We start from the raw sequence: 22,833 nt of genomic DNA, 5'->3' as shown, positions 1-22,833 counted from the left end.
GCAACAGCCCCCGCACCCCCCTACCCCCCTACCCCTCAGCCCCGTACGTTCCGTACTCCGGAAGCCCCGTCGCTTCCAGGACCAGGATCGTCAGGCCGCCCGGTGTCGTCTCGTTGCTCACCAGGCGGAAGCCTGCCGGGGCGCCGCCGTCCGGGAACAGGCGGCGGCCGGTGCCCACGACGACGGGGGCGATCGCGAGGCGGAGTTCGTCGATCAGGCCGGCGGCCAGGAGTGACTGGCCGAGGCGGGCGCTGCCGTGGATCTGGAGGTCGCGGCCGGGTTGGCGTTTCAGTTCGGCGACCTGGGCGGAGACGTCGCCGGAGAGGATCGTGGTGGGGTTCCAGTCGGCTCGGGTGAGGGTGTGGGAGGCCACGTATTTCGGCCGGCCGTTCAGGATGGCGGCGGCCGGGTGCTCGGTCATCTTCGGCCAGTCCCGCGCGAAGTTCAGATACGTACGGCGGCCGAACAGAAACGCGTCCGCCTGCTCGATCCACGTACCGGCCAACCGCTCGAACGTCTCGTCCAGATGCGGTACGAACCATCCGCCCCGCGTGAATCCGTCACTCGTGTCCTCGTCCGGGGCGCCCGGCCCCTGGGAGACACCGTCCAGCGACAGAAACTCCTGCAGTACCAGTTTCATCACGCATCACTCCCGCTTCGGCATCCGGCATTCGCATTTCGGCAGGGGACGCAATCCGCGCCCGTTCCCTCAGACCGTATGCCGAGCGGAAACTCATCGGTCCGAACGGTCCGAACGGTCCGGACGGTCCGAACCGGACTGAGCCGATCGGTCCGAGTCGATCGGCCGGCGAACCGTCAGTGATGCGCCCCCGCCGCCCCCGCGCTGATCAGCGCCGCGCAGGCGACGATCGCGGCGCACAGGGCCGGGAGGTAGCGGACGGAAAGATCGCGGGCCGAGAGGTGGCGGGTCGAGACGTGGCGGACCGTGACGTGAAGCGCCGAGACATAGCGCGTGGACATGCGTCGAAACACGGCGACAACCTCGCATCGTCAGTGCGTTAAGTGGGGGCAATCGTAGGTTTAACGCGCCGCTTAACGTAGAGCGGAACGGGCCGTGGGGCAAGAGGTATCGGAGTTCTCCTGCCCGCTTTCCATGAGCACTAACTGGCTTGTTACGAACGGAAGTTGGGTTACCAGTAGAGGTAAGTCGACTTACTGGCATGCTTGGGCCATGGCCGAGCGTGACGACCCGGGAATCATCGGGCGCCGAGTCCAGCAGCTGCGTACCGAACGTGGGCTGACCCAGAAGCAGTTGGCGGAGGGAAAGTACACGCCGGCCTACATCTCCACGCTGGAGGCGGGGCGCGTACGGCCCTCGGAGGAGGCGTTGCGGCATATCGCCGCCCGGCTCGGCGTCGCGTACGAGGAACTGGCCACCGGCCGTCCCGCCCACCTCGCCACGACCCTGCGGCTGCGGCTCACCGACGCGCAGCGCACCCTCGCCACCGGGGAGGCGGAGGCCGCGGCAGAGCAGTACGCGGCGCTGCTGATGGAGGCAGAGGCGCACGGGCTCGACGCCGAGTGCGCCGCCGCGCTGCTGGGGCTCGGCGAGTGCGCCCTGGAGTCCGGCGATCTGGTCGCCGGCCGGCTCCGGTTCGAGGAGGCGGAGAAACGGCTCGCGGACGCACCGTTACCGATCCGGGTGCCGGCCCTGCGCGGACGGGCGGTCGCCCACTACCTGGCGGGCGAACTCCGGTACGCCTGCTACCTGTTGGAGTCCGCCCTCGACGAACTCAACCGCACCGGCCTGCACGACCCCGGCGCCCTGGTCCTCCTCTACGCGAGCGTGATCGGGCCGTACATGGACATGGGCGCCCACGCGCGCGCCGCCCAGGCCGCGGAGTTCGCCCTGGCGCTGGCTCCGCAGGTGGAGGATCCGGCACTGGTGGCCCGTATGCACCGCTCGGTCGCCCGTACGCTGCTCGCCGAAGGCAGGATCGCGGAGGCGGACGCATCCCTGGCGAAGGCGGCGGAACTGTACCGCCAGCTCCAGACCCGTACGGAACTCGCCAACTGCCACTGGATGCGCGGCTACGTATACGCCCAGAACGGCCAACTGGACCGCGCCGAGAGCGAGTTGCGTGAGGCCCGTGCGATCCTCGCCGCGAAGCGCGCGACGCTCTACACCAGCCAGGTGGTGGTGGAACTGGCCGACGTCCTGCACCGGCGGGGCAAATCGACCGAGGCGGCGGAACTGCTGCGCGATGTGCTGGGGGATCTCAACTCGGAGCGGGGTGCCGTTCATGCGGCGGCGGCTCATCGGCTGCTGGGGATCATCGCCGAGGACGCGGGGGACACGGAGTCGGCCGAGGAGCACTATGTGCGGGCGCTGAGCCTGTTGGAGCGGGCGGGCGCGGCGGGGGATCTGGCGGACCTGTGCCGGATGCTGGGCGACCTGTTCCGGCGTACGGGCCGGGTGGAGGCGGCGCTGGACGCGTACCGGACGGGTCTGGGCCACCAGACCGCGCCGGGGACCACGACGCTGGGGCCGGCACCGGCGCACCCGCCGCTCTGACACGACTCCGATCCGGGGGGCGCGGCTGTGATCCCGGCTGGGTTCCCATCGCCCTTCCCGGGGACTGTTGGGCAGCAGGGCCCTTAGGTTAGCCTCACCTAATGCGCAGTGTCGTCCCTTCACGCAACCCCCTGACTCCGCACAGCATTTCCCGTCGGCGGCTTCTCGCAGTCGGCGGCGTACTCGCCCTCGGTCCGCTGGTCGCCGCCTGCGGTGGGGACGACGGCGAACCCTCGCAGGCCGGGAACAGCGGAAGCGGCGGGCCCTGGACGTTCAAGGACGACCGGGGGAAGAACGTCGAGCTCGACAAAGCGCCGGAGCGGCTCGTCGCGTTCGTGAGTACCGCAGCCGCGCTCTACGACTACGGCATCGAGTGCGAGGGCATCTTCGGGCCCAGCAAACCGGTCGGGGGCAAGCCCAATGCGCAGGCCGGCGAGATGGACGTATCGAAGCTGACCAGCCTCGGCACGGCGTTCGGCGAGTTCAACATCGAGAAGTACGCGACGCTGAAGCCGGACCTGCTGATCAGCAACATGTTCCCGGCGCCCGACCTCTGGTACGTACCCGAGGAGAGCAAGGACAAGATCGAGGCCCTCGCACCCACCGTGGGCATCAACGTCGCCCGCACCTCGCTCCTCGACCCCCTGAGGCGTACCGCTGAACTCGCCGAGGCGCTCGGCGCGGATCTGAAGGTGAAGAAGGCCACCGACGCGAAGGCCCGCTTCGACAAGGCCGTGGAGACCTTGAAGGCGGCCGCCGAGGCGAACGGCGGGCTCAAGGTCATGGCGATGACGGGGGACGACCAGCAGATGTACGTCGCCGTCCCCGACTCGTACTGCGACCTCAACTACTTCAAGAGCCTCGGCGTCGAGTTCGTCGAGGGGAGGAAGTCCGACGAGTGGGGCTTCTGGGAGTTCCTGAGCTGGGAGAACGCCGACAAGCACCACGCCGACCTGATCATGGTCGACAACCGCTCACACGCCCTCCCCGCCAAGGAACTCAACAGGAAGCCGACTTGGCGCGAGCTGCCCGCCATCAAGGCCGGACAGACCACGCCGTGGTCGATGGAGGAGCGCTTCAGTTACGCGGGCTGGGCCCCGGTGGTCGAACGGCTCGCGGCGGCGGTGCGGACATCGAAGAAGCTCTCCGCCTAGGCTTTCCGGCTCCGCCCACCGGGTGATCGGCCGAACCGGCGGAAGCGGGGGGTGGTCTTCCAAGTGACGAGTGCGTAAGTATGTGGTTATGACCGCGGCCCATCGCGCCATGACTCTCCTGGAGAGCTGGCCGAACCTGGTAAGTGGCCCGCCCAAGTGCACCGTTGGGCAGGCCTTCGCTTCGGCGGGACACGAGATCGTCCATTTCCACACCGCCGATTCCGCCGACCTCCACCTCACGCGCACGGCGGTCGAACGCCTGCTCCCCCAGCTCCGCCACAACAGCGCCATCCGCGCACGCCCTGGCGCCTCCTGGATCACCGTCCTCCTCGACTGCGACGCCGACGTCGAACTCCTGCTGGGCCTCGTGAGCGTCGCCCTGAAGGAACACAGCGAGGATGCCGGCGGGGACGCCCGGAGCCGCCCCTCCCCGCCCTGCGACTGGGAACGCCCGGCCGAACTGCCCCCCGTCCCCGCCGCCCGTCCGGGAGCGGCCCGCCGCATGGTCGACCGGCTCATGCCCCACGGGCACGGGCACTGACGTACGCATGGGCACAGAGGTTCGTACGGCCACAGAGGTTCGTACGGACAGAGACGTACGTATCCGTCACAGGCGTACGTACCGACACGGCGGACGTCACGACGTCGAACCGCGCGGCATCGTCGTCCGCACCGGCGCGGGTGTCGCGGGTACCGGCGTCGGCGTGGGCGCCGCTCCCACCACGGCCACCACCGCACCCCGATCGAGCCGCCGGTACAGCCACTCCGCGTCGCCGCGGCGGAGCCCGATCCATCCCGTCGTGCTGTCGTAGTTGCCGGGAGCCTTCTCGTCCGGGGTGAAGGCGACGATGTAGTTCGTACGGTTCTGGGGCGTACGGAGCTGGATCACCCACGGCGCCTTCATCTCGTACCGACGCTCGAGTCCGAACATGTCGGTGGGCAGCGCGGCGACCTTGTACTTGCCGGTGACCGTCATACGGCCGGTCGGCGTCGGCGTCTTGGCCGACCCCGTGGAGATGGGCAGGACGCGCCCTCCGACGACCAGTTCACGCCGGGAGAGGTTCACGGTCGCGGCGGGAACCGAGCCGGCGGCGGACGGCGGCCCCGGTGCCTTGAGGGTGGCCGCGGGTGGCCTGGAGTGGTGGGGGCCCTCCTTCCCGCCGGTGAACGCCATGCTCAGGACCACCGACACGGCCGCCACCACACTGGTGCCGACGGCGGCCAGGGAGGCGTGACGGCGACGTCGGCGGCGTACGGCACGACGGCGGATCTCGGCGCCCGGGACGGGCGGCGGACTCTCGTGATCGTCGGCCCACTTGCGGAGGGCGCCGGCCAGTGCGCGGTGGGACTCGGCGGGCCGGGGGTCATCGGACACGGTCGTCCTCCCTCTCAGCCAGTTCATCGGCCTCGCTCAGCCACCGCGCCAGCGCCGCGCGGCCACGGGACAGCCGGGCCTTGACCGTGCCCACGGGCGCACCGGTTTCGGAGGCTACCTGTTCGACACTGAGGTCGCACAGATGGTGAAGTACGACGGCTTGGCGCTGCACCTCGGGCAGCTCCCGCAAGGCCTGGACCAGCGCGGTGCGCTCGGGACCCGGCCCCGGCATGTGCTCCGGCGGCGCGGTGCGGCGCACCAGTTCCAGCCAACGCCTCGCCCGCCGCCAGCGGCTCACCGCGAGCCGCATCGCGACGGTGCGGATCCACGCCTCGGGAGCCCCCTCGGCCAGGAACTCCCGCCGCCGGTCCCAGGCACGTACGAACGCCTCCTGGACGACGTCCTGTGCCTCGCCGTGATCCCCGGTGAAGGCGTAGAGCTGGCCGGTCAGCCGCGGGAACGCGGCGGCGTAGAACGCGTCGAACTCTTCCTCGGTCATGCCCCCCGCCGGAGTCTGCGGGACGCCGTGCAACCCGGTCGTCTCTGCCGTGTGTACGGGTCGGGGACGGGTTGTTCACGGGTCCCTGGGTCGGGTTTACGGGTCCCTGGGTCGGGTTTACGGGTCCCTGGGTCGCGTACATCGAAGCACAACACCGTAGTTGACCGAGAGTCAGTAAGGAGTCAGGCAGGGGCCGGCCAGGGTTCAGCGCTTCTCGTACGGGTTCGACGGCTGGTCGACGCGTTCCACCGAGGTGGCGTTCAGGACCGGGCGGGCCTCGTCCGAGCCGGGTTTGCCGGTGCGGTGCCAGGTGCCTGTGACGGTGACCCAGGTGTCGCGGGCGGGGGCCTTGGCGCCGCGGACCTGGACCTTCAGGGGCGCGGCGTCGGCGGCGCAGCAGTTGACGAAGAGGCGGGCGACGTACCACTTGCCGTCGTCGTCCTTCGTCACGAAACCGGTCAGCCGGAGGGTGCGCCCCTTCATGGAGGCGCCGCTGTCGAACTGCGCACGCGACGCGAACGCGCCCAGCGTCAGCTCGACCGGATCCCCCGCCGGGAGCTTGGGGAAGGTGCCGACGCTCTGCGCCGCGACCTTCGCCGCCTCGCGCTCGGCGCTGTACGAGCCGAGGGCGGGGGGCGGGTAGATGAGGAGGGCGAGGGCGGGGGCGGCGAGGAGCCAGGCGATACGGGGGCTGCGGGTGTGGTCATGGCCGTGGCCGTGACCTGGACGGTCATCGTGCCCGTGGTCGCCGCCATCCTGATCACGACTGTCGCGCTCGCCGTGATCACGACTGTCCCCGTCGCCGTTCTCACGCCTGACGAGGCCCAGCACGCCGAGCACGAGCAGCAGCACGCCCGAGATGACCAGATAGGGCCGCAGCCCCTCTTTCACATACCGCAGATACAGCTCGCTGAAGAGGGCCACCCTCAGCAGCGCCGCCCCGCACAGAAGCAGCAACACCCCCTGCGTACGGAACCTCATAGCAGCCACCACCCCACGCCCACACTGCTCGCCACGGCCACGACCCAGGTCACGGACGAGAACCGGATGGCGAAGGCCCGCCCGAAGGTACCTGCCTGGAGGGCGAACAGTTTCAGGTCGACCATCGGTCCGACCACCATGAAGGTGAGCCGCGCGGTGGGCGAGAACCCGGTCAGCGAGGCCGCGACGAAGGCGTCTGCCTCGGAGCAGACGCACAGGATGACGGCGAGTACGGCGAGTAGCAGCACCGACAGCCACGGGGAGTCGGTGAAGACGTCGAGCACGGAACGCGGGACGAGGATGTTGAAGGTCGCCGCGGCGGCCGCGCCCAGTACGAGGAAGCCGCCCGCGTGCAGAAAGTCGTGCTGGAACCCGTCCCGGAAGCCGCGCCACCCGGTAGGGGACGAGCCCTTTCCGGTCGTACGCCGCTGGGGCAGCCACTCCTCCTTCCCGAACCGGACCCACAGCCACCCCATCACCACGGCGGTGCCGAGCGAGGCGACGAGCCGGGCGCCGACCATGGCCGGGTTGCCCGGGAAGGCGATGGAGGTGGCGACGAGTACGACGGGATTGATGGCGGGCGCGGACAGCAGAAAGGCGAGCGCGGCGGCGGGCGCGACTCCGCGCCGCATCAGACTGTCGGCCACGGGCACGGAGGCGCACTCACACCCGGGCAGCACGACCCCGGCCGCCCCCGCGACGGGCACGGCGAGTGCCGGTTTCTTGGGCAGTACGCGGCTGAAGACCCGCTCCGGCACGAACGCCCCGATCCCCGCGGACACCGCCGTCCCCAGCAGCAGAAAGGGCATCGCCTGCACGGCGATGGACGTGAACACGGTCCACCAGGCCGCCATGGCAGGCGTAGCGAGATCGAGCGCGAACATCGGCCCGAGCACGGACCCGACGGTGACGATCGCCACGAGGGCGACCCCGCCCACGACGAGATACACAACCCCCCGCGCGACCAACCGCGCACCGTCGGCCAGACTCCCTCTCTCCTCCAGACTCCCTCTCTCCTCCACGCCCCTTGCTTCCCGCCTCACCCGGTCGTACGTCCGTACCTCCGTACGCTCCGGGCAGATTAACCGGTACCGCTGTGCGGGCTCCTCGGCGCCTCGGTGCCTTGGTGTCAGGGGCGTGCCAGTGTGCCCGCGATCAGCGTGGCGGTGGCGTGTTCCAGGGTGGTGCGCAGGTCCAGGCGGAGCACGCTCACGGCGGGGTCGGCTTCGTAGGCGGCGGCAGCGCTGGCGGAGGGCCGGCAGTAGGCCGAGAGGGCGCCGGCCAGGATCATCGTCATCATGGCCACCGTCCGGGCGTCGTCGCCGAGTTCCGGCACGTACTGGCGGATGAGGTCGGCCGTGTTCGTGAGGCCGGCGATGGCCGACCGCTTGTGGCGCACCACCACGTCGACGGACACGTTGTGCTCCAGCACATTGGGCTGCGCGTTGATGAGATCGAGCAGCACCGTGTGGCGGGCGAGGGACGCGCCGAGTACCGCGGCCACCTGGTCACCGCGTTCGCGCGCCGACAGGTGTGGGTCGACGCCCTTGGTCAGTTCGTCCGGCAGCTCCGCCAGGCATCTCGCCATGGCGCGCTCCAGCAGTTCGAACAGCACCGCCTCACGGGACTCGAAGTAACGCAGCACGTTCGACTTGGCCAGCCCGACCCGACGGCTCAGCTCGTTGAGGCTCAGGTCGGCCACCGGCATCTCGTCGAGCATCGCCGCCGCCGTGTCCAGGATCGTCTGGCGCCGGATCTCGCGCTGCTCCTTGCTGCGCGCCCGCTGGAATGTCATGCGCCCAGTTTACAAACCAGCGGTCTCTTGACAGTAGACCACCGGTCTCTTACCGTCGAGTCATAACAGACCAACGGTCTATAAGGAGACTGTCATGAAGTGGACCGAGCGCGACATCCCCGATCAGAAGGGGCGGGTGGCGGTGGTGACCGGCGCCAACACCGGCCTTGGCTTCGAGACCGCCCGTGCCCTGGCGGAACGCGGAGCGACGGTGGTGCTGGCCGTGCGGGACGTCGAGAAGGGCAGGCAGGCGGCCGCCCGCATGTCCGGCGACGTCACCGTGCAGCAGCTGGACCTGACGTCACTGGAGTCGATCCGCACCGCCGCGGCCGACCTGCACGGAACGCACACGGGGATCGACCTGCTGATCAACAACGCCGGTGTGATGTACCCGCCGAAGCAGACCACGCGTGACGGCTTCGAGCTGCAGTTCGGCACCAACCATCTCGGCCACTTCGCGTTCACCGGGCTGGTGCTGGACCTGCTGCTCCCCGTGCCGGGCTCGCGCGTGGTGACGGTCAGCAGCCTCGCCCACCGCGTACGGGCCGGCATCCACTTCGACGACCTGCAGTCGGAGCGGTCCTACAGCCGCGTAGCGGCCTACGGGCAGTCGAAGCTGGCGAACCTGATGTTCACCTACGAGCTGCAACACCGCCTCGCCTCGCGCGGCACCACGATCTCGGTGGCCGCACACCCGGGTCTGGCCAACACCGATCTCATGCGCAACCTCCCGGCCGCGATGCGGGTGATCAGCCCCGTGATCGCGCCCTTGATGAGCCAGAAGCCGGAGATGGGCGCACTACCGACCCTGCGCGCCGCCACCGACCCCGCCGTCCACGGCGCCCAGTACTACGGCCCCGACGGCATGGGCGGCTCCCGAGGCCACCCGAAGCTCGTCGAGTCCAGCCCGGAGTCCTACGACCGCACAGTCCAGCAACGCCTGTGGACAGTCTCCGAGAACCTCACCGGCGTGAAGTTCCCCGCCTAGGACGTGGTGAGGCTGTCGCCCGAACCCGACGGTGACGGCTGACGCGGTCGGTAGTCCTTACTCCGACCGTCCCATGGTCACCGTGCGTGTGCCCGGGGTGAAGTCCGCGAAGGACTGGTGCCAGCTTTCGGTGGGCCAGTGGTAGGTGACCTGGCCCTCGGTGGGGCGGTAGTGGGCGGTGTACAGGGTGCCCAAGCCCGACTCGTACGCGGAGTTGTACAGCGGTGGCTTCAGCAGTGCCGCGAGATCCAGGCCCGCCGCCCGGACCGTGGCCAGGCGTTCCTGGGTGCGGCTCTGCTGTTCCTGCTCGTCCGGGACCGGCAGGTGCTGGTGGTTGGTGGCGCAGGCGTCCGGGGCTTCGGTGAGGGGGATGTCGGGGCCGACGTACACGGTCGTGGCGCGGTCGGCGTCCACGAGGGTGACGTTCTGCGGGATGCCGATCGGGATCGTACGCAGCCTGTCCACGGCCTCGTCGACCGTCTCGCAGGTCTCGAGGAGGTACCGCAGCACGAGGAGGATCGCGAACCCGGGCCCGTGCACGAAGCGTCCGCCGAAGGTGAGCGACACGGCGAGGCCGGCGTCGTTCATACCGTCCAGCAGGCCCCAGCCGGCGTCCTGCATACCGATCACGGGCCGGAGGAAGTGCGAGGCGACGATGGTGCCTTCGCAGTCGGCCGGGTCGAAGTCGTAGTTGCGCAGCAGGGTGCCGCCGACGCCGATCTGGCTGCAGCCCGCGTAGAACGGCCGTATACCGGCGAGGGTGAGGAAGGTTTCGCCTCGGGGCCGGTCGAGTTGGGCCGCCAACCGGTCGAGTACCGGCACCAGTTCCGGCATATGAGCCTCGAACAACTCCCGCGCCCGGGCGGCCCCTTTTGGAGTCTTGCTCTCCTCGGTCAGCCACTTGTCGGCGGCCGGCCACAGGGCCTGCGTATGAGCGGCCCAGATCCCGTCGGTGCCGTCACCGATGTCGATGGCACGAAAGGTCTTCGGCTGCTGGGGCATGGGTGCGGCTCCCTTGGCGGGGTGGGGTGGTGCGGGTGAAGTGCGGTCAACTTACTGAAATTTAGGGCGAATTCACCAGAGTTACGCCGACGCGGTTGGGCGGTTGGGTTCGTTTTCGGCTGCGGCGCCGTTGTGGCTGGTCGCTCCCCCACTCTCGACTCCGCTCGAGCGGGGGGACCCCCATCGCGGCGGAGCCGCAAATTGACACCGCCCCGCGGGGTGCCTCCGGCGGTTGGGCGGGTGCGGGTGCGTTGTGGTTGCTCGCGCAGTTCCCCGCGCCCCTTGGGTGGTTGGTGGGTGCGGGGCCGCGGTCCGGTGCGTCAGCCCGTCGCCAACAGGGCATACGGCCCCTTGCTCCCACAGGGCGAAGCTGTGCCCAGACCGAAGCTAAGCGACGGGCATAGGACGCACCGGCCCACGTCCCCTCCCGCCGACGGGAAGCTGCGGGTAGCAGGGGGCCGGGCACGTGGTGGCTGGCGAACACGGTGGCTGCTGAGCCTTGTGGCTGGCGGTTCCGGGAGCGCCCTTCAGGGGCGCGGGGCTGTATCAATATGCGGCTCCGCCGCGTGGGCGCGACCAGCCACGACGCACCCGCAGTCGAAACACGCACCCCAAACCCCACGGCCCCAACCGCTCAACCGCCGGAGGCATGCGCGTTGCCCGTCTGCCACGCCCACGCCGCGATCTCCACGCGATTCCTCGCCGCCAGTTTGATTTGAACGCTGGCCAAGTGGGTCTTGACCGTGGACAGGGACACGTACAGGTCCGCGGCGATCTCGGCGTTCGTGCGGCCCAGCGCGACCAGGCGTACTACGTCCAACTCGCGGTCCGTGAGCGGTTCTTGGGGCTGGGCCGGAGGTGGCGCGGCCGGTGTGGGGGTCGCCGTGGGGGCCGTTACGTGTTTGAGGAGGCGGACCGTGATGGAGGGGGACACCAGGGAGTCGCCGGCCGCGGCGGCACGGACCGCTTCCGCGAGGAGCGTGGGGCCGGAGTCCTTCAGGAGGAAGCCGCAGGCTCCTCCGCGCAGGGCGCCATAGACGTACTCGTCGAGGTCGAAGGTCGTCACCACGACGACCCGCATCGGGTCCGGAACCTCCGGACCCGCCAGCAACCGCGTCGCCTCCAGCCCGTCCATCTTCGGCATACGGATGTCCAGCAGGCACACGTCCGGCCGCGCCTCACGCGCCAGCGCGACGGCCTGCTCCCCGTCCGCCGCCTCGGCGACCACAGTGATGTCAGGCTGCGCGTCCAGGAAGAAACGGAACCCGGTACGCACCATGTCCTGATCGTCGGCGATCAGAACGCGGATGGGGCGGTCGCGCTCGGTCGTGGCTCGCTCGGTCATGGCCCGAATCCTGCCGCATGGGGATGAGGGGCGGTGACTCCCCTCGAGCTGTGCCCCGAACTCCAGCTCAGACCTCTGAGCAGCCTTGGTGAAGTCCGGTGCGGCATCGCGCCCCCCCACAAGGGGCGCGGGGCCATGACAAACGCGGCTCCGCCGCGATGGGGCCCCTGCTCGGGCGGGGCCGAGAGTGGGGGAGCGACCCGCCCCCAACGGCCCGCGGGTTCACTGTGCTTCCAGCGGAGCGCTCAGCTCAGAAGTCCTTCTCCGGCCAGTCCAGCAGCCGTGCCCCGATCACCGCCGTCTGCAGCGTGTACCGGTGTACCGGGTCCGCCGGATTCGCGCCGGTCAGGCGGTGGATCCGGTCCAGGCGGTACGTGAGGGCCCGCACGCTCAGTGACAGCCGGCGGGCCGCCTCCGCGGCTACGCAGCCCGCGGCGAAGTACTCGGTGAGGGTGTCGAGGAGGGGCCGGGCTCCGCCACGGGCCTGCCGGAGCGGGCCGAGGGCGCTGCGCACCAGGTCCGCCATGGCCTGGCGGTCGCGGGTGAGGACGGGGTAGACGAGGAGGTCGGCGGCGCGGAGTACGGGGGCGTCGAGCTCGAGGCGTTCGGCGAGGTCGAGGGCGTTCAGGGCCTCCTCGTACGACTGGACGACCCCGCCGGGGCCGGGCTGCGGGCGGCCGATGGCGACCTGGCCGCCGTCGGTCGCCGCGTACGCCTGCTTGGCGAAGAAGGTGACGACCTCGTCCTGGTCGCCGGGGGCGATGCAGACGAGGCGGCCGTCCTTGGTGGTGACCAGGATGCTGCGGTCGCCGAACCGGCCGATCAGCGCGCGCTCCACCTCGCGGGAGACGGCGTCGCCCTCGTCGTACCCTGCCTTGCCTTGCGCCACGGCGACGGCGTGCGCGTGAGACAGGCGCAGCCCGAAGCGTTCGGCGCGTTCGGCGAGCCGGCCCAGGTCGCTGCGTCCGTACAGCAGATCGTCGATGAACTCCCGGCGCACCGCCTCCTCTTGGCGTACGGCCTGGCGCTGGGCCCGCTCGTACCCCTCCGCGAAGGCGTCGACGGTCTGCTCGACGGCGGCGAGCACACTGTCCGCGGAGGTGAGGCCCGCGGCCGTCCCGTGCACGCGGGCGGCGGCCAGATGCGCGCCGACGAGGGCACGGAGCCCGTAGCCGGCCTCGGCGGCACGTTCGCCCAGCGCCCGGCGGGAGTCGAGTTCGTCGCGGGTCAGCCGGCGGCCGGTCGCCGAGGCGTCCGCGAGGATGACGGCGAAACCGTCCAGATACTCCTCGGGTACGTCCCGCCCCGCCATCAGCGCCCCTTGATACGTCATCAGCCCATACGTCATCAGCTCTTGACGCCTTTCTAACGCATAAACGGCTGGGGCGGACCGCCAGGGAGTGGTTCACTGCCGAGACAGGCACGGGACAGGCACGGGACAGGCACGGGACGGCGCACCGGACAGCGCACATGACTGGGCCCCGGTGCCGGTGTCTTCCCCCTCGACGCTCCGGCACCGGGGCCCGTATCCGTCCCCCGTAGCTCCCCCGTGCTCTCCTTTTCCTGCCCGGCCATCGTGGCCCGCGGTCGCGCCCCGGCGCATGGCCCGGAACCGGCATCAAGGCGGTGTAAAGACTGCCGGAGTACGGCAATGTGTGGGGGGTCACCCGCGTGAGAGGATCCCTGCACGCCGAGGTGAATCGGCATACACGGGGGACACGGGGAGGCGTACCGCATGACCTTCTTTCTCGGTCTCGGCATCGCGGGGATCGTCCTGCTCGTCCTGGCGCTCGTCTTCGACGGGGTGCTGGAAGGGCTGTTCGGCGGGGCCGGGGTCCTGGACGGGCTGTTCGACGGGCTGCTGTCGCTGCCGGTTATTGCCGGGTTCATCTCGATGCTCGGCTTCGGCGGGGCGATCGTGCTCGGCACGACGGGCCTCGGAGCCGGACCTGCTACCGCCGTCGGCGTCGGCGCGGGTGCCGGGGCGGGCTGGCTGACCTGGAGGCTCAGCCGGGCCCTGATGCGGGACGAACCCGCCGTCACGCCGCGTAGCGAGGACCTGGTGGGCTCCTCCGGCTCCGTGGTCACCGCGATCCCGGCCGACGGCTATGGCGAGGTGCTGCTGTATCTCGCGGGCCAGCCGGTGAAGTACGCGGCCAAGAGCGCCGCTGCGATCCCGCGGGGCGCCGAGATCTGGGTCGAGGGCACCTTGTCGACGACGTCGGTGACGGTCCGCCAGGTCGAACGGTGACCCACACCTCAGACCTCGTACGGCACCGCCCGTACAGCACACCCCGCACATCATTCGTACGTACCGATCTGCCGTCCCCTGAGACGGCAAGGGGGAAGTCACCATGAGTCCAGTCCTCATCGCCGTCGTCGGAGTCGTCGTACTCCTCGTGTTGCTCGCGCTCGTCGTCGTCACCCGGTACAAGGTGGCCGGGCCGAGCGAGGCGTTCATCGTCACCGGGCGGCGTGGCAAGAAGGCCACCGATCCGTCGACCGGGCGGGTGTTCACCGACAACAGCGGGCAGAAGGTCGTGGTCGGCGGCGGCGTGTTCGTCGTGCCGTTCGTGCAGCAGAAGTTCACCCTCGATCTGTCCTCGCGGCACATCCCGATCGCGGTCCGCGGCGCGGTCACGCTGCGCGGCGTCAAGGCCAACCTCGAAGGCGTGGCCATCGTCAAGGTCGGCGGTTCCGAGGACTCGATCCGGGCGGCGGCGCAGCGGTTCCTGATGCAGCAGGGCGGGATCGTCGGCTTCACCCAGGAGGTGCTGTCCGGCGCGCTCAGGTCCATCGTGGGCCGGATGTCGGTGGAGGACATCATCCGGGACCGGGCCGCGTTCGCGGGGCAGGTCGCGGAGGAGGCCGAGGCCAGCCTGTCCGGGCAGGGCCTGGTGCTCGACGCCTTCCAGATCCAGGACATCACCACCGAGGGCTCCTACCTGGAGGACCTGGGCCGCCCGGAGGCCGCGCGGGCCAAGCAGGAGGCCGACATCGCGGAGGCGGTGGCCCGGCGGGCCGCCGAGCAGGCGCGGCTGAAGGCGGAGGAGGAGATCGCGATCGCCCAGCGGACGTTCGCGCTCAAGCAGGCCGAGATCAAGGCGGAGACCGACGAGGCCGCCGCACGTGCCGCTGCCGCGGGTCCGCTGGCCGAGGCCGCGCGCAGCCAGGAGGTCCTGAGCGAGCAGGAGAAGGTCGCCGAGCGGCAGGCCGCGCTGACCGACCGTGAATTGGACACCAAGGTCCGCAAGCCCGCCGACGCCGCCCGCTACCAGGCCGAGCAGGAGGCCGAAGCCCGCCGTATCGCCCTGGTCAAGCAGGCCGAGGCGGATGCGCAGCGGTCCCGGCTGACCGGTGAGGGTGAGAAGGCGCACCGCGCCGCTCTCGCCGACGCGGTGCGCATCGAGGGCGAGTCCGAGGCCGCCGCGATCGGTGCGAAGGGTGCCGCCGAGGCTGAGGCCATGCGGAAGAAGGCGGACGCGTTCGCGCAGTACGGCGACGCGGCCGTGCTCCAGATGCTCGTCGAGGTGCTGCCGCAGGTCGTCGCCAAGGCGTCCGAGCCGCTCAGCGCAGTGGACAAGATGACGGTGATCTCTACGGACGGCGCCAGCCAACTGTCCCGTACCGTCGCCGACAACGTCGCGCAGGGCATGGAACTCCTCAGCTCCACCACGGGAGTTGACCTGGCCGAGCTGCTGAAGGGGATCACGGCGGGCAAGACGGCCGTACCCGCGGAGGCGGCCAACGGGAAGATCGAAGTGACCGGCTGACCGAGGACCGAGTGACCGGCTGACCGTGGAGGCCGGCGTCCGCCCAGGGGCGCCGGCCTTCATGCGGGTTGCGTACGGTGCGCATGTGGGGCTGAGTATGCCCCGTGGACACGTACGTACGGATCGGACAGGGGATCAGCCATGGGCACACCACGCCTGAGCAGTACGCCGTTGCCGGGGATCGGGGTGCGCTACGACATGACGACACGTGAGCGGCGCCGCCTCTCGGTGGTCGCGCACCGGGACGGTGACCGGACGTTCAGCGCGTACCGCACGGATGACCCGGACGCCTGCTCCCTGTCCGTGCATCTGACGCCGAAGGAGGCGGCGGCCCTCGTCGACGCCCTGCTGCCCACGCACCACAGCCCGAATCTGCTGTCCACCACCGAACTGGGCCTGGTGGCCGAACGCCTCGAACTGGCCGGCACCTCGTACTGGAACGGACGGCTGCTCGGCGAGACCAAGATGCGTACCGAGACCGGCGCGTCGATCGTCGCCGTGCTGCGCCGGGCGGAGGCGATCCCCTCGCCCCCGCCGGATTTCCGGCTGGCCGGCGGGGACACCCTCATCGTGATCGGCACCCGCGAGGGCGTGGAAACGGCGGCGACGATACTCGGACGGGAGTGATCCGGACGTGCACGGTTCCGCGGTCTTTCTGATCGAGTTCGGCGCCATCATCCTCGGCCTGGGGCTGCTGGGCCGTATCGCCGGCCGTTTTTCGTTCTCGCCCATCCCGCTGTATCTGCTCGCCGGACTGGCCTTCGGGGAAGGCGGGTTGCTGCCGCTGGGCACCAGCGAGGAGTTCGTGGCGATCGGCGCCGAGATCGGGGTCGTACTACTGCTGCTCATGCTGGGGCTCGAGTACACGGCGAGCGATCTGGTCACCAACCTCAAGACCCAGTACCCGGCGGGCCTGGTCGACGCCGCCCTGAACGCCCTGCCCGGCGCGGCCATGGCGCTGCTGCTCGGCTGGGGTCCGGTGGCCGCCGTGGTCCTCGCCGGAGTCACCTGGATCTCGTCCTCCGGAGTCATCGCCAAGGTCCTCGGCGACCTGGGGCGGCTCGGCAACCGTGAGACTCCCGTGATCCTCAGCATCCTGGTCCTCGAAGACCTGGCGATGGCCGTCTATCTGCCGATCGTCACCGCCCTGGTGGCCGGCGCGGGCCTCGCCTCGGGCAGCCTCACGCTGGCCATCGCGCTCGGCGCGGCGGCGCTCGTACTCGTCGTCGCTGTGCGGTACGGGCGCCTCATCTCCCGTTTCGTCTCCAGCGACGACCCCGAGAAGCTGCTCCTGGTCGTCCTCGGTCTGACCCTGTTGGTCGCCGGGCTCGCCCAGCAGCTCCAGGTGTCGGCGGCGGTGGGCGCGTTCCTGGTCGGCATCGCGCTGTCCGGGGAGGTGGCGGAGGGCGCGCACAATCTGCTCTCCCCGCTCCGGGATCTGTTCGCCGCCGTGTTCTTCGTCTTCTTCGGCCTGCACACCGACCCGGCCAGCATTCCGCCGGTGCTGCTGCCCGCGCTCGCGCTGGCCGTGGTCACCGCCGTCACGAAGATCGCCACGGGTTACTGGGCCGCCGGGCGGGCCGGGATCTCGACGAAGGGGCGCTGGCGGGCGGGCGGCACGCTGGTGGCGCGCGGCGAGTTCTCGATCGTGATCGCCGGGCTCGCGGTCACGGCGGGCATCGAACCGTCGCTCGGGCCGCTGGCCACGGCGTATGTGCTGATCCTGGTGGTGATCGGGCCGCTGACGGCTCGCTTCACGGAGCCGGTGGGTACGCGCCTGACGGCGGTCGTCCGTCGTCAGCGGGCCGCGACGCCGCCCGAGGCGGAGGGGGCGCCGGAGCCGGCGGGGCGGGGGCCGGGGGCTTGACGTTGTGGGGACTGAGGGACTGCGGAGTGGGCATGCGGGCGCCAGGGCGCGAGCACCCTGTGTTGGCGTCCTGCGTGAGGGCCCTGCGTGAGCGCCTGCGCGGCTCGGTTCCGGTACCCGCGTGAACGGGACGTTACTGGAGCAGGAAGTTCTGCGATCGCTTCAACGAACGGGTGCTCGCATGTAAGGGTGTCTGGATGCAGACCCTTTACAGGCGACTACTCAAGCTGCTTCCCAAGCTCGGCGTGCAGGTGCTCGATCTTGGTCCGGGAGAGGCGTTGGTTTCCCGTCGACGTGGGCGTGCTCCGATCTCTCTCGAGGCGGGCACTGATCTGCTGGCCCGCCGAAGTAGCGGTTACACGGTGACGTCCGTGGGCGAGGACGCGTGGCTGGTGGCCCGCGGTCGCACCGAGGGGTCCAAGGCCAAGCCGAAGCCGGCGAAGTGGAAGAGCGCCGCGCTCGGGCAGACCGGGGCGCACCTGCTGTTCGACCCGGAGGCGACGAAGGGCGACGAGCGCGTCCTCCAGCTGGCCGCCGCCGATTACCTGTGCGCCCACCATGTGAACGCGGTGCTGGACAAGTACCAGGTGAACTGCGTCTTCGACGTGGGCGCCAACGCCGGCCAGTACGGCAGGCGCCTGCGCCGTCACGGTTACACCGGCCGCATCGTCTCCTTCGAGCCGACCGCCGAGCACTTCGCCAAGCTCCAGAAGAAGGCGGAGAACGATCCGGACTGGCACGTCTACAACTTCGGCCTCGGCCGTGAAGAAGCCACCATGGAGATCCACGCCAACTGGAACTCCATGAACTCCCTGCTCCCGCCCACCGAGTACGGCAAGGGCCGCTACAAGCGGTTCGCCAAGGCGACCATGGAGCAGATCGAGATCCGCCGCCTCGACGCGGTGATGGACGAGGCCCTGGACGGCCTCACCGACCCCCGCCCCTACCTCAAGATGGACACCCAGGGCTACGACCTGGAGGTCTTCGCAGGCGCCGGCAAACGAGTCGACGACTTCGTAGGCATGCAGTCGGAGGTCGCCCTCCTCCAGCTCTACGAGGGCAGCCCCCGCATGCACGAGGCAGTCGCCCTGTACGAGGAGGCCGGCTTCGAGATCACAGGCATGTACCCGGTGACCCGCGAACCGGCTACGGGCCGGGTCGTTGAGTTCGACTGCGTGATGGTCCGCCCGGCAGCGGCGGGTACCTCCGGCGGTTGAGCGGTTGGGTTCGTTGTCGGCTGCGGCGCCGTCGTGGTTGCTCGCGCCCACGCGGCGGAGCTGCACATTGACACAGCCCCGCGCCCCTTGGGTGCGTGGTGGGCGCGGGCTGCGGGGAGCTGCGGGGTTCGTCGTGACCATGGCTGAGTGGAGCCGCAGGCTTTCAGGGGCGCGGGGAACTGCGCGACCAGCCACAATGCACCCGCAGCCGCGACACGCAGTGTCACCCACCACCCCCTGGCGGGGGGCCTGGGGGCGCAGCCCCCGGTCAGATGACCCCCGCAATGCGAAGGTCATCAACAGCCTCCGCGCTGTGCCCAAGCTCCGCCAGGATCCCCTCCGTGTGCTCCCCGACCGCGGGCACCGGGTCCATACGGGCCGGGGCCCCGGCCAGGTCCACCGGCGGCAGGAGTGCCGGCACCGCGCCCCCGCCGGGCAGGCGTACGTCCTGCCACCGCCCGCGCGCGGCGAGTACGGGATGGGCGAGGAACTCCTCTACGTCATTGACCCCGGCGTTCGCGATGCCCGCCTCGTCCAGCAGCTTCTCCACCTCGCGGCTGTCCGAGCGGCCGAAGCGTTCGGCGACGATCGCGTTGATCTCGTCGCGGTGCGCCACCCGGTCCGAGCCGGTGGCGAAGCGCGGATCGTCGACGAGTTCCGGGCGCTCCAGGAAGCGCTCGCACAGCGCGACCCACTCGCGTTCGTTCTGGATCGAGAACAGTACGTCCTTGCCGTCGGCCGCGGTGAAGGCGCCGTACGGGGCGATGGTGGCGTGCTGGGTGCCGATGCGGGGCGGCTGGGTTCCGCTGTGACGCGTGTAGTAGGCGGGCTGGCTCATCCACTCGGCCAGCGCTTCGAAGAGGGAGACCTCCACGGCGCGGGCGGCGCCGGTGGTCGCGCGGGTGTAGAGGGCGGTGAGGATGCCCGAGTACGCGTACATCCCGGCGGCGATATCGGCGACGGACACCCCCGCGCGGGCCGCCCCGTGCTCGTTCCCGGTGAGTGAGACAAGGCCGGTCTGGCACTGTACGAGCAGGTCGTACGCCTTTCGGTGCGCCCACGGCCCGCTGCTCCCGTAACCGGAGATGGAGCAGGGGATGAGGGAGGGGTGCCGTTCGGCCAGGTCCGCCGCGCCGAGGCCCAGCCGGGCGGCCGCGCCCGGGGCCAGATTCTGTACGAACACGTCGGCGCCGCCGAGCAGTTGCTCCAGGATCTCCCGCCCCTGTGCCGACTTCAGGTCGAGGGTCAGGGATTCCTTGGAGCGGTTGAGCCACACGAAGTAGCTGGACTCTCCGTCGACCGTGGTGTCGTACCGCCGCGCGAAGTCCCCCTCCCCCGGCCGCTCCACCTTGATGACCCGCGCCCCGAGATCGGCCAGCTGGCGCGTGGCGAACGGGGCGGCGACGGCCTGCTCGACGCTCACGACGGTGATGCCGGTGAGCGGGAGCGGTGCGCAGTGACCGGTCACGGGGCGCTCCTGTCCGGCGACTCGGCGGGCTGCTGGTCGTCGTCCGCGATGCCCGGCAGCAGGCCGCACAGGGCGGCGCGTTGCTCGGGGCCGAGGGCGCGGGTGACGGCGTCGGTGATGGCGTGGGCGAGTGGGGGCGAGGCGTCGTTCAGGAGCCGGCGTGCCTTCTCGGTGAGGGTCACTTCGATGCCGCGCCGGTCGCCGCAGACCGACCCCTTGGTGACCAGTCCGGCGTGCTGGAGGCAGGCGACCTGGTAGGTCAGCCGGGTTTTGGGGCGGCCGAGGAGTTCGGCGATGCGGGTCATGCGCAGGCCGCCTCCGGGCTGGTCGGCCAGCAGGCACACGATCAGGAACTCGTCGTGCGAGATCCCGAGGGCGTCCTTGACGCGGGCGCGCAGCTGCTGCTCGACCGCGCCGGCCGCGGCGAGCAGGTGCATCCAGGCGCGGAGCTCCGCCGGCAGCAGCCCGCTGTCACCGGCGAGACAGCCCGAGGGCTGCTCACCCGAGGGCTCGGGCAGGTCGGACAGGTCCGTGGGAGCGGTGGAGTCGGCCATGATGCTCCACTCTATCCGACTGGTTGTCCAATTTTGGATTACGCGCTAGCGTGTGGCTGTCCAAATTTGGATAACCATCGCCCCTTTCCGTTACACACGCCCCGTCAGGAGAAACGTCATGTCCGTCGCAGTCGAAACCGGCCTCTGGCAGCTCGACCCCGCCCGCTCCACCGTCGCCGTCCGGCAGAAGACGATGTGGGGCATGGTCACCGTCAACGGCACCTTCGCGGGCGTCACGGGCGACGGCGAGGTCCGTCCCGACGGTTCCGCCAGTGGCACGGTGACCATCGACGCCGCCTCCCTGGACACCAAGCACACCAAGCGCGACAAGCACCTGCGCTCCGCCGACTTCTTCGACGTGGACCGGCACCCCGCCATCACCTTCGCGGTACGCAGCTGCGCCCCGCGTACGGACGACACCGCCGAGGTCTCCGGCCAGCTGACCGTACGCGGCATCAGCCGCCCCGTGTCCTTCACCGCCCGCGTCACCGACTCGTCGGCCGACGCGGTCACCCTGGCCGCCGAACTGACCGTCGACCGCGCCGAGTTCGGCATGACCTGGAACCAGCTGGGCATGATGCGCGGCCTGACCACCGTCACCACCACCCTCCGCTTCGCCCGCGCGACGGCCTGACGGGCGGCAAGACCGAGCTTCGGGGCGGGCAACCTTGCCCGCCCCGGCGGCGACCCCTGTGTGAACCCCCGTCCCCCACCGGGAGGAATCACCATGGGCAAGTACCTTGCTCGTCTGGTCACCTTGTTAGCCGTGCTGGTCGCGGCGGCCGGTGCGTTCGCTCCGCGTACCGAGGCCGCCGAGGAGTGGGATCCGCCCGCGGAACTGGTGCAGCCACTGGATGAGGTGTGGAAGCACGTCGAGTCGACCTATCCCGACCTGTACGGCTTCCGTAATTACGGGTGGGACCAGATCATGGCCAACAAGGGGAGCGTCAACTACTGCGTCCGCTGGGAGTCCGACGCCCCCGTCAGCGCCGCGCTGCGCGACCGGATCCACGGCGCGCTGAAGAAGCAGTTCGGCAAGTGGATGGCCGCCATGGTCGAAGGCGGTACGGGACACAATGCCTGGCCGTACACCGAGGTTCCCGTCAACATCGTCGGCTGGGCCGTCAAGGACCGCTCCACCCTCCAGTGGAGCGACAACTCCGTCGACATCTACACCGGAATCCTGGACGAGGGCGGAGCCCCGCAGTGCGCGCCCGGCTGCGGCCGCTTCTTCCACCAGGACGGCGACTACTCACAGTGCCCCGGCGGCCCCGCCCGCCACTACGACCAGTCACTGTGGCTGACCAAGGGCTTCCAGGGCGGGGCCGGCGGTGACTGGGGGCAGCGCGTCGGCCAGGAGTACTTCACCGGCGCCCTGGACCAGGAGAACATCCACGTCTACCTGCACGAGGTCGGCCACACCTTCGGCCTCGACGACTTCTACGACTGGACTCCGACCGGCCAGTGCTGCTTCCTGATGAAGGCGGGCAGCGCCGGCCAGATCACGGAGTTCGACAAGTGGATGTTCCGCGACTTCTGGCGCCATCTGAAGAGTCGGTACGGCTACTGAGGAGCGGGCCCCTTGCGGATCACGGGGATACGGCCTTGCGGAGTGTGTGCAGGCACAGGGTCAGGGCCGTATGCCTGGGGGTTTCGTAGTCGCGGGACTGTTCCCAGGCCGTGTAGAGCAGGGCCCACAGGACGTTCTGGATCCAGTAGGCGTCGGGTTCGGGGTCGAGCGTGCCCTCCTCCTGGCCGCGGCGGATCAGGCGTAGGAGCGCCTTGTCGGCGGGGGTCTCCTCCTCCCAGCCGGACCAGTTCCTGAACTGCGGCATGTCGAACAGCAGCATGAGGCGGTCGCCGAGCTCGAAGAGCTGCTGGCAGAGCCGTTCCAGGGCCTTGAGGGCCGGGCCGTCTTCGAGCCGGGCCCGCTCGGTGGCGACCGCGACACTGTCGAGGACGTCCGTGCCGATGGCCGCCAGCAGGGCGGACCGCTCGGGGAAGTAGCGATGAACGGTGGTACGCCCCACACCGGCGGCGGCCGCGACGTCGGCGAGCGACGCGGACTGGTCGGTGGACAGGAGCGAGACGGCGGCGTCGAGGATGGCACGCCGGGTTCGCGCGCGCGTCCCGCTCTCGGTCACCGCGGTGCGGTCGTCACTCATGCCCATACGGTAGCGCCCCATTCCGGAGTGAAACTCGCTTGCCCTTAGTGGAACAAGAGTGTTCCACTCGGTGTCATGACTGTTCCCAAAACCACTGAGGAATCCACGGAGCAA

General features: G+C 70.1%; 24 protein-coding genes. 11 read left to right on the top strand and 13 right to left on the bottom strand.

The genetic code is table 11. From position 1 onward, the window contains the following. Positions 1-28 precede the first annotated feature (28 nt). Positions 29-640: a dihydrofolate reductase family protein gene (locus tag OHT21_RS22855; RefSeq protein WP_328770217.1), complete on the bottom strand. Its 612-nt coding sequence runs from the start codon at positions 638-640 to the stop codon at positions 29-31. Between the two features lie 176 nt (positions 641-816). After that, complete coding sequence (locus OHT21_RS22850) at positions 817-981, bottom strand: hypothetical protein (protein ID WP_328770216.1); 165 nt, start codon at positions 979-981, stop codon at positions 817-819. A gap of 211 nt (positions 982-1,192) precedes the next feature. Between OHT21_RS22850 and OHT21_RS22845 the strand changes: the two genes are divergently transcribed. From OHT21_RS22845 to OHT21_RS22835, 3 genes are all read left to right on the top strand, one after another. Then, positions 1,193-2,536, top strand: coding sequence for a helix-turn-helix domain-containing protein (locus OHT21_RS22845; RefSeq protein WP_328770215.1), 1,344 nt, complete (start codon positions 1,193-1,195; stop codon positions 2,534-2,536). Positions 2,537-2,637: 101 nt separating this feature from the next. Continuing rightward, positions 2,638-3,690 (top strand): ABC transporter substrate-binding protein, encoded by a 1,053-nt coding sequence (locus tag OHT21_RS22840; RefSeq protein ID WP_328770214.1) that lies wholly within the window; start codon positions 2,638-2,640, stop codon positions 3,688-3,690. An 88-nt stretch (positions 3,691-3,778) separates the two neighbouring features. Next, positions 3,779-4,231, top strand: a complete 453-nt coding sequence (locus OHT21_RS22835; protein ID WP_328770213.1) for a luciferase domain-containing protein — start codon at positions 3,779-3,781, stop codon at positions 4,229-4,231. A 96-nt stretch (positions 4,232-4,327) separates the two neighbouring features. Here the strand turns inward: OHT21_RS22835 and OHT21_RS22830 are convergent, their stop codons facing one another. The 5 genes from OHT21_RS22830 to OHT21_RS22810 form a co-directional block, all read right to left on the bottom strand. Continuing rightward, entirely contained in the window at positions 4,328-5,065 is a 738-nt protein-coding gene (locus tag OHT21_RS22830; RefSeq protein WP_328770212.1) for a L,D-transpeptidase, read from the bottom strand. Beyond that, a complete protein-coding gene (locus OHT21_RS22825; protein ID WP_328770211.1) occupies positions 5,055-5,564 on the bottom strand; it encodes a SigE family RNA polymerase sigma factor in 510 nt (169 codons plus the stop codon). Before OHT21_RS22825 ends, OHT21_RS22830 begins: the two co-directional genes overlap by 11 nt. Before the next feature lie 204 nt (positions 5,565-5,768). Beyond that, positions 5,769-6,545 (bottom strand): TIGR03943 family putative permease subunit, encoded by a 777-nt coding sequence (locus OHT21_RS22820; protein ID WP_328770210.1) that lies wholly within the window; start codon positions 6,543-6,545, stop codon positions 5,769-5,771. Further along, on the bottom strand, positions 6,542-7,567 hold the full coding sequence (locus OHT21_RS22815; RefSeq protein WP_443050417.1) for a permease: 1,026 nt from the start codon (positions 7,565-7,567) through the stop codon (positions 6,542-6,544). Before OHT21_RS22815 ends, OHT21_RS22820 begins: the two co-directional genes overlap by 4 nt. Before the next feature lie 107 nt (positions 7,568-7,674). Then, complete coding sequence (locus OHT21_RS22810) at positions 7,675-8,340, bottom strand: TetR/AcrR family transcriptional regulator (RefSeq protein ID WP_328770209.1); 666 nt, start codon at positions 8,338-8,340, stop codon at positions 7,675-7,677. Between the two features lie 94 nt (positions 8,341-8,434). Here OHT21_RS22810 and OHT21_RS22805 point away from each other — a divergent pair, with 94 nt between their 5' ends. Next, positions 8,435-9,328: an SDR family NAD(P)-dependent oxidoreductase gene (locus OHT21_RS22805; protein ID WP_328770208.1), complete on the top strand. Its 894-nt coding sequence runs from the start codon at positions 8,435-8,437 to the stop codon at positions 9,326-9,328. Between the two features lie 57 nt (positions 9,329-9,385). On the opposite strand, the gene OHT21_RS22800 is transcribed toward OHT21_RS22805, so the two are convergent. The 3 genes from OHT21_RS22800 to OHT21_RS22790 all read right to left on the bottom strand — a co-directional run bounded on the left by OHT21_RS22800 (position 9,386) and on the right by OHT21_RS22790 (position 12,987). Then, entirely contained in the window at positions 9,386-10,330 is a 945-nt protein-coding gene (locus tag OHT21_RS22800) for a C45 family peptidase (protein ID WP_328770207.1), read from the bottom strand. Between the two features lie 634 nt (positions 10,331-10,964). Then, positions 10,965-11,675, bottom strand: a complete 711-nt coding sequence (locus OHT21_RS22795) for a response regulator transcription factor (RefSeq protein WP_328770206.1) — start codon at positions 11,673-11,675, stop codon at positions 10,965-10,967. Positions 11,676-11,925: 250 nt separating this feature from the next. Next, positions 11,926-12,987, bottom strand: coding sequence for a PucR family transcriptional regulator (locus tag OHT21_RS22790; protein ID WP_328774183.1), 1,062 nt, complete (start codon positions 12,985-12,987; stop codon positions 11,926-11,928). A 423-nt stretch (positions 12,988-13,410) separates the two neighbouring features. Here OHT21_RS22790 and OHT21_RS22785 point away from each other — a divergent pair, with 423 nt between their 5' ends. The 5 genes from OHT21_RS22785 to OHT21_RS22765 all read left to right on the top strand — a co-directional run bounded on the left by OHT21_RS22785 (position 13,411) and on the right by OHT21_RS22765 (position 18,532). Beyond that, positions 13,411-13,926, top strand: a complete 516-nt coding sequence (locus OHT21_RS22785) for a hypothetical protein (RefSeq protein WP_328770205.1) — start codon at positions 13,411-13,413, stop codon at positions 13,924-13,926. A gap of 103 nt (positions 13,927-14,029) precedes the next feature. Continuing rightward, on the top strand, positions 14,030-15,448 hold the full coding sequence (locus OHT21_RS22780) for a flotillin family protein (protein ID WP_328770204.1): 1,419 nt from the start codon (positions 14,030-14,032) through the stop codon (positions 15,446-15,448). Between the two features lie 141 nt (positions 15,449-15,589). Then, positions 15,590-16,075 carry a cation:proton antiporter regulatory subunit gene (locus OHT21_RS22775; RefSeq protein ID WP_328770203.1) on the top strand — a complete coding sequence of 162 codons (486 nt, stop codon included), beginning with the start codon at positions 15,590-15,592 and terminating at the stop codon, positions 16,073-16,075. Positions 16,076-16,082: 7 nt separating this feature from the next. After that, the gene (locus tag OHT21_RS22770) at positions 16,083-17,315 is read left to right on the top strand and encodes a cation:proton antiporter (RefSeq protein WP_328770202.1); all 1,233 of its coding nucleotides are present in this window, start codon (positions 16,083-16,085) and stop codon (positions 17,313-17,315) included. 197 nt (positions 17,316-17,512) lie between these two features. After that, complete coding sequence (locus tag OHT21_RS22765; RefSeq protein ID WP_328770201.1) at positions 17,513-18,532, top strand: FkbM family methyltransferase; 1,020 nt, start codon at positions 17,513-17,515, stop codon at positions 18,530-18,532. 268 nt (positions 18,533-18,800) lie between these two features. Here the strand turns inward: OHT21_RS22765 and OHT21_RS22760 are convergent, their stop codons facing one another. Together OHT21_RS22760 and OHT21_RS22755 are read right to left on the bottom strand one after the other, a co-directional pair. Continuing rightward, complete coding sequence (locus OHT21_RS22760) at positions 18,801-20,000, bottom strand: CaiB/BaiF CoA transferase family protein (RefSeq protein ID WP_328770200.1); 1,200 nt, start codon at positions 19,998-20,000, stop codon at positions 18,801-18,803. Beyond that, the gene (locus OHT21_RS22755) at positions 19,997-20,554 is read right to left on the bottom strand and encodes a MarR family winged helix-turn-helix transcriptional regulator (protein ID WP_328770199.1); all 558 of its coding nucleotides are present in this window, start codon (positions 20,552-20,554) and stop codon (positions 19,997-19,999) included. Before OHT21_RS22755 ends, OHT21_RS22760 begins: the two co-directional genes overlap by 4 nt. A gap of 118 nt (positions 20,555-20,672) precedes the next feature. Between OHT21_RS22755 and OHT21_RS22750 the strand changes: the two genes are divergently transcribed. Both OHT21_RS22750 and OHT21_RS22745 read left to right on the top strand, forming a co-directional pair. Continuing rightward, positions 20,673-21,188 carry a YceI family protein gene (locus OHT21_RS22750; protein ID WP_328770198.1) on the top strand — a complete coding sequence of 172 codons (516 nt, stop codon included), beginning with the start codon at positions 20,673-20,675 and terminating at the stop codon, positions 21,186-21,188. 93 nt (positions 21,189-21,281) lie between these two features. Continuing rightward, complete coding sequence (locus tag OHT21_RS22745) at positions 21,282-22,124, top strand: hypothetical protein (RefSeq protein ID WP_328770197.1); 843 nt, start codon at positions 21,282-21,284, stop codon at positions 22,122-22,124. 19 nt (positions 22,125-22,143) lie between these two features. On the opposite strand, the gene OHT21_RS22740 is transcribed toward OHT21_RS22745, so the two are convergent. Continuing rightward, positions 22,144-22,719, bottom strand: coding sequence for a TetR/AcrR family transcriptional regulator (locus tag OHT21_RS22740; protein ID WP_328770196.1), 576 nt, complete (start codon positions 22,717-22,719; stop codon positions 22,144-22,146). Positions 22,720-22,833: the final 114 nt, after the last annotated feature.

This window comes from Streptomyces sp. NBC_00286, assembly GCF_036173125.1.
Lineage (GTDB): Bacteria > Actinomycetota > Actinomycetes > Streptomycetales > Streptomycetaceae > Streptomyces.
The sequence above is the reverse complement of the archived record's forward strand: the minus strand, read 5'-3'. Positions and strand labels throughout refer to the sequence as shown.

What these genes read in the sequence shown, in the direction of transcription:
- OHT21_RS22855 (WP_328770217.1), bottom strand. Translation starts at nt 640, where the DNA reads ATGAAACTGGTACTGCAGGAGTTTCTGTCGCTGGACGGTGTCTCCCAG.
- OHT21_RS22850 (WP_328770216.1), bottom strand. Translation starts at nt 981, where the DNA reads ATGTCCACGCGCTATGTCTCGGCGCTTCACGTCACGGTCCGCCACGTC.
- OHT21_RS22845 (WP_328770215.1), top strand. Translation starts at nt 1,193, where the DNA reads ATGGCCGAGCGTGACGACCCGGGAATCATCGGGCGCCGAGTCCAGCAG.
- OHT21_RS22840 (WP_328770214.1), top strand. Translation starts at nt 2,638, where the DNA reads ATGCGCAGTGTCGTCCCTTCACGCAACCCCCTGACTCCGCACAGCATT.
- OHT21_RS22835 (WP_328770213.1), top strand. Translation starts at nt 3,779, where the DNA reads ATGACCGCGGCCCATCGCGCCATGACTCTCCTGGAGAGCTGGCCGAAC.
- OHT21_RS22825 (WP_328770211.1), bottom strand. Translation starts at nt 5,564, where the DNA reads ATGACCGAGGAAGAGTTCGACGCGTTCTACGCCGCCGCGTTCCCGCGG.
- OHT21_RS22820 (WP_328770210.1), bottom strand. Translation starts at nt 6,545, where the DNA reads ATGAGGTTCCGTACGCAGGGGGTGTTGCTGCTTCTGTGCGGGGCGGCG.
- OHT21_RS22810 (WP_328770209.1), bottom strand. Translation starts at nt 8,340, where the DNA reads ATGACATTCCAGCGGGCGCGCAGCAAGGAGCAGCGCGAGATCCGGCGC.
- OHT21_RS22805 (WP_328770208.1), top strand. Translation starts at nt 8,435, where the DNA reads ATGAAGTGGACCGAGCGCGACATCCCCGATCAGAAGGGGCGGGTGGCG.
- OHT21_RS22800 (WP_328770207.1), bottom strand. Translation starts at nt 10,330, where the DNA reads ATGCCCCAGCAGCCGAAGACCTTTCGTGCCATCGACATCGGTGACGGC.
- OHT21_RS22795 (WP_328770206.1), bottom strand. Translation starts at nt 11,675, where the DNA reads ATGACCGAGCGAGCCACGACCGAGCGCGACCGCCCCATCCGCGTTCTG.
- OHT21_RS22790 (WP_328774183.1), bottom strand. Translation starts at nt 12,987, where the DNA reads ATGGCGGGGCGGGACGTACCCGAGGAGTATCTGGACGGTTTCGCCGTC.
- OHT21_RS22785 (WP_328770205.1), top strand. Translation starts at nt 13,411, where the DNA reads ATGACCTTCTTTCTCGGTCTCGGCATCGCGGGGATCGTCCTGCTCGTC.
- OHT21_RS22780 (WP_328770204.1), top strand. Translation starts at nt 14,030, where the DNA reads ATGAGTCCAGTCCTCATCGCCGTCGTCGGAGTCGTCGTACTCCTCGTG.
- OHT21_RS22775 (WP_328770203.1), top strand. Translation starts at nt 15,590, where the DNA reads ATGGGCACACCACGCCTGAGCAGTACGCCGTTGCCGGGGATCGGGGTG.
- OHT21_RS22765 (WP_328770201.1), top strand. Translation starts at nt 17,513, where the DNA reads ATGCAGACCCTTTACAGGCGACTACTCAAGCTGCTTCCCAAGCTCGGC.
- OHT21_RS22755 (WP_328770199.1), bottom strand. Translation starts at nt 20,554, where the DNA reads ATGGCCGACTCCACCGCTCCCACGGACCTGTCCGACCTGCCCGAGCCC.
- OHT21_RS22750 (WP_328770198.1), top strand. Translation starts at nt 20,673, where the DNA reads ATGTCCGTCGCAGTCGAAACCGGCCTCTGGCAGCTCGACCCCGCCCGC.
- OHT21_RS22745 (WP_328770197.1), top strand. Translation starts at nt 21,282, where the DNA reads ATGGGCAAGTACCTTGCTCGTCTGGTCACCTTGTTAGCCGTGCTGGTC.
- OHT21_RS22740 (WP_328770196.1), bottom strand. Translation starts at nt 22,719, where the DNA reads ATGAGTGACGACCGCACCGCGGTGACCGAGAGCGGGACGCGCGCGCGA.